The following is a 3,202-nucleotide window of genomic DNA, read 5'->3' on the forward strand; positions in this document are numbered from 1 at the left end:
GCCCCTGGCCGCCTCACCCGGCGCAGCAGGTGGCGCGGGCCCGTCCGGCGCGGCGCCGGCCTGCCGCACCGGCGCGCAGCTGTACGCGGGGTGTTCCGGCTGCAGGTGCAGGTGCGGGTGCAGCTCCCGTTGCCGTTGCCGTGCCCGGTGCGGCGGTGCGGGTGCAGCTCCCGGCGCGCGGCCGGTCCGCCCCGCCCGGGTACGGGTGCGGTTCCGGCCGGTGCCGTGTACCGGGATCGCGCCCGCGTCGGTAGCCTGCTCCCGGCAGGACCGGCGGACCGGGACCGGCACGATGCGGAGGCACGGTGGAGCCACAACGGCCCGAGGACGGAAGCGGCATGGGCAAGGAACTGCAGCCGGGGACATCTCCGCCGCCCGGGGCGGCGCCGCCCGTTCCGCCTCCGCCCCCTCGACCGCCTTCCGCTCCGCCGCCCCCGCCGCCCTTTCCGCAGCCGCCGCACCCGGGCGGTTACGGCCCGCCGGGTGCCCCTTCCTTCCCGCCGTACGGCCTCCCGTACGGCCCGCCGCAGCCGCCCCGGAGGAAGGGCCGCACCGCACTGGTGATCGGCCTGTGCCTGGCGGTCGTGCTGGCCGTCGGCGGCGGCATCGGGCTGTTCCTGGCGAGCGGCTCTGGCGGCGGCGACAGCACCGACTGGGAGGCGGCCGGTGAGGAGGCCGCCCATGGTGCGCCCGGGGACGGCGACCGGCCCGGGGACGCGCCGGACGGGGCGGAGGAGGGCCCCGCCGGCGTCGTCAGCCCCTCCCATGCCTCCGGTCCGGAGGGTCTGACCGTCCTGATCGGCGAGGCCGACGCCCCCGACCGGCTGATCCTGTTCGAGGAGCCGCGGTGCCCGCACTGCGCGGACTTCTCCCGCCGCCTCGGACCGGCCATCGAAGAGGGCATCCGGGCCGGGGACTTCTCCGTCGAGTTCGTCTTCGGCGCCTTCTTCGACGACCAGTTGTCCGACAGCGGCTCCAAGAACGCCATCAGCGCCCTGGGCGCCGCACTGGACCACAGCCCCGAGGCGTTCCTCGGCTACCTGGCGGCGCTCTACTCGGAGGAGTTCCACACCAGCAGCAACGGTGCGGCCGACTTCGAGAGCGACGAGCGGCTGGTCGAGATCGGCCGCTCCGTGGACGCACTGNCGAGATCGGCCGCTCCGTGGACGCACTGTCGGACCCGGAGGACTTCGCCGCCTTCGAGGAGGCCGTCACCGCAAGCACCTTCGCGCCCTGGGCCGTGCTGATGGCCGAGAAGTTCGCCGCGGACATCCCCGGCTACGGGGTCACCGGCACGCCCGGCGTGGTGCTCAACGGGGAGAAGGTGGCCACCCCCGCGAACCCGGACGAGCTCCACGCCCTGCTCTCGGACGGCAGCACCGCCGGCAGCCGGGCCTGACCGCCGCCGGGCCGCAGGTCTCCGCGCCGCGCTCACGGGGGCGGGGCGGGCGTCCGGCCGAGGAGCCCGCGGAGCGTCCGCAGGGCGGTGTCCATGCCGTCCCGCGCCGTCAGCAGCGCGTCCTGGTGTTCCGCGTAGACGACCCCGGTGAAGCGCTCCGCGGCCAGCGCCGCCAGCAGCTCGCCCCACGGCAGGGTCCCGGTGCCGGCGGCCCGGAACCGGAACGCCGGGCCGGGGCCGTACCGGGTCCAGCCCGGACCGGTCGGCGGGCCGCCGCCCGTCCAGTGCTGCACGTCCTTGGCGTGGACGGCGGCCAGTGCGGTGCCCCAGCCGCGGACCGCGTCGACCGGATCGTGGCCGATGGCGGCGAAGTTGGCCGGGTCGATGCACAGCCGCACGGCCGCCCCCTCGGTGCGGGCCGCCGCGGCGAGGGTGAGCTCGGTGCTCGTCCGGTCGTAGGCGACCTGCTTGGGGTGGGGCTCCAGCAGCAGGGTGATGCCGTGCGCGGCGGCCGCCGCCAGCACCGGGCGTGCCGCCCGCTCCCAGGCCGTGATGTTGTCCGCCCAGCCGGCCGTGCTGCCCCACCAGGACATCCAGCGGGCGAAATCCGGCACCCCGAACACCAGCCGTACCTGCGCGGTGCCCAGGTCGGCGGCGAGGCGGACGGTGTCCAGGGCGGCGCGCAGCGCGTGCGCCCGCTTCTCCGCGCCGGTTCCGGGGCAGACGGGATCGGTGTGCGGTCCGTGCGGGCCGAGCAGCAGCAGGGTGTCATGGCTGTTGCTGACGCAGCCGACCCGCAGCCCGGAGGCGCGGACCAGGGCCCGCAGGGCGGACCGGCAGTCACGGTCGCCGGCCCAGCGGCCGAGGTCGACCAGTGCCGCGGTGCTGTCCGTGGGCAGGTCGACGGTGCCGGCGCCGAGGCGGCGCGCTGCGGCCAGGGCGCGGTCCGGACCGGGGCCCAGGCCGGCGGTCAGGCACACGCCCAGCCGCGGGCCGGTCTGCGGGTCCGGGTCCGCCTGCCGGCCCGGCCCCGGCCGCCGTTTCCGCGGCCGTGGCCGGGTGGCGGCCGGCGCCGGGGACAGGTCGGTCCGCCGGATCCCGCTCTCCTCCTGCCAGGCGGCGAGCCGCAGCCGGCCACCGTCCAGGCAGGTCGCCAGCCCGTCCAGCACCGTGCCCGCCGGGTCGCCGACGAACACCACCTCGCCGGCGCCGAGTTCGGTGCGGAGCCGGCGGGCGAACGCCTCGGACAGCCGGGGGCAGCCGCGGAGCACCCCGCCGCCGACCGCGGCGGACCAGCCGCCGGTCAGCCCCGCCCGGTCGCGGGCGGTGGCCGCGCCCCGCACGAGTTCGTCCAGCGCGGCCCGTACCAGCGCGGCGGCCGTGGCGTCCCCGTCCAGCCAGGCAGCGCAGACCACCGGGGCCAGCGCGGCCACCGCGGCCTTGGGGAACGCCCGCCCGGCGAGCTGCCTGGCAAGTTCCGGGGCCGGCAGACCGGACCGGGCGGCCAGCCGGTCCGCCAGGGCCGTGGGGCCGGCCCGTCCGTCCACCGCCCGCACGGCGGCCCGCAGCCCGGCCAGGCCCAGGTCGAAGGCGCTGCCCTCGTCGCTGCCCAGGTATTCGCAGCCGCCCACCCGGACGGGGACGCCGCGCTCCGAGCGGGCCAGGAAGCCCGAGCCGGTGCCGCACACCGCGACCACGCCGCGGCCCGCCAGCGGCGGCGCCAGCAGCCAGGGCACGGTGTCGTTGGAGACCGCCAGCTGCCCGCCGAGCCCCGCCTCCCGGGCCAGCCCGGCCACGCGCGCC

Annotated in this window: 3 protein-coding genes; 2 read left to right on the forward strand and 1 reads right to left on the reverse strand. The window is 78.2% G+C overall.

Going from position 1 to position 3,202, the window contains the following annotated elements:
• Window positions 1-560: 560 nt before the first annotated feature.
• Window positions 561-1,247, forward strand: a complete 687-nt coding sequence (locus tag GQS09_RS30525) for a thioredoxin domain-containing protein (RefSeq protein WP_207958373.1) — start codon at window positions 561-563, stop codon at window positions 1,245-1,247.
• A complete protein-coding gene (locus GQS09_RS31150; protein WP_399552627.1) occupies window positions 1,247-1,399 on the forward strand; it encodes a hypothetical protein in 153 nt (50 codons plus the stop codon). Before GQS09_RS30525 ends, GQS09_RS31150 begins: the two co-directional genes overlap by 1 nt.
• 32 nt (window positions 1,400-1,431) lie before the next feature.
• Here the strand turns inward: GQS09_RS31150 and GQS09_RS27705 are convergent.
• On the reverse strand, window positions 1,432-3,202 hold a 1,771-nt coding region (locus tag GQS09_RS27705), incomplete at its 5' end, for a TIM barrel protein (RefSeq protein ID WP_165990268.1).

The sequence above is a fragment of the Streptomyces sp. YIM 98790 genome, assembly GCF_011421595.1.
Taxonomy (GTDB): domain Bacteria; phylum Actinomycetota; class Actinomycetes; order Streptomycetales; family Streptomycetaceae; genus Streptomyces.